The 1,514-nt window shown below is 64.2% G+C and carries 1 pseudogene; it reads left to right on the forward strand.

Features of this window, described 5'->3' with window-relative positions:
* Positions 1 to 141: 141 nt before the first annotated feature.
* Positions 142 to 1,514 (forward strand): annotated as a pseudogene (locus tag OO184_RS24855) (hypothetical protein); the annotation flags it as partial.

Below are 1,514 nucleotides of genomic sequence, written 5' to 3' on the forward strand. Positions count from 1 at the left end.
GATAATTCGGGGTATCTGGCGGAATGTGACGCCTTTCAGTTTCACCACCTGTGGCATGAATACACTCCGCAAGGTCATATGACCCGCTGGCACGACACCGATAAAACCGATGTCACCATTCACTACGATAACGCCGGCCGGGTGACCGCCACCGCCACCCCGCAGGGGTACTGGCAGGACCGTTTTGAATACGATGATGACAATAACGTCACCACCTATTTCGATGCCGAAGGCGGCTGTACCCGCTATCACTATAACGCCGACGGGCTGGTCACCCGGAAAGTCGACCCGCTCGGCCATGCATCCCTGACTGAATGGGATTTCAGCTGCAAAGTCGCCGAAACCGACCCGCTGGGCCGAACCGCCGCCTATGAGTACAGCCCTTACGGCGAGCTGACCGGCTTCACCTCGCCGGCCGGGGACAGCACGGTTTACGACTACAATGAATACGGCCAGCTCACCCAGACGACTCAGCCGGATGGGGCCCGCTGGCGACTGCATTACAGCGAGCAGGGGAACCTGACCAGCGTTATCGACCCCCAGGGGCGGGTGGAAGAGACCCGTTACGGCCCGCAGGGGGAAATCCTGCGCCAGGTCTTGCCGGACGGCCGCACCTGGCGCTACGGTTATGAACAACAGCAGCTCAGTGAAATTCAGGCCCCGGACGGCGCCCGGACCCGGTTTGACATCGACGGCCTGGGCCGGCTGCTGCGGGTCACCGATGCCCTGTACCAGCAGACGCACTATCACCACAGCCCGTTTCATGCCAGCCCGGCCGGCAGCGTCAGCGAGATTTGCTTACCGGACGGCGGGCGGCAGACGATTGATTACGACAGCGAGCGCCGGGTCTCGGCGGTGACCGACGGCGAAGGCCGGACCACCCGCTATACCTATGACGCCTTTGACCTGCTCAGCCGCCTCACCCGCCCGGACGGCTCGGCCCTGACTTTCGGCTACGACAGGCTGACCCGCCTGAAAACCGTGACCAACGCAACCGGCGACACCTACCGTTACACCCGCGACCCGGCCGGCCAGGTTATCCGCGAAACCGATTTTACCGGCCGGACGATTGACTATCAGTACGACCGCGCCGGACGCCGCCTCACCGCCCGTTACCCCAATCATCAGCTGCTGCGCTGGTGTTACACCGACGACGACCGCCTCACCCGTCAGGAGGTGTGGCAGGAAGCAGCCGACCAGTGCGCCTTACTTTCAGTCACCGCCTACGACCACGACGCGCAGGGACGGCTGGTCCGCGCCGCCAACCCGGACGCCGTGGTGGCGTTTGAATACGATGAATCCGGCCACCTGACCGCAGAGACAATTAACGGGCGTGCCGTCCGCCATCAGTGGGACCCGCTGAGCGGCCTGCCCACCGGCCGCCAGGTAGACGCCCTGCCCGCCTTACGCTGGCACCACGGCCTCAACGGCCGGCTGATGCAGTGGCAGCTTGACGGCCATGCCCCGCTGAACATGCAGCATGACGGGCTGGGCCGGGAAACCGCGCGGGAAAG

Source organism: Photorhabdus aballayi (genome assembly GCF_026153155.1).
Taxonomy (GTDB): Bacteria; Pseudomonadota; Gammaproteobacteria; order Enterobacterales; family Enterobacteriaceae; genus Photorhabdus; species Photorhabdus luminescens.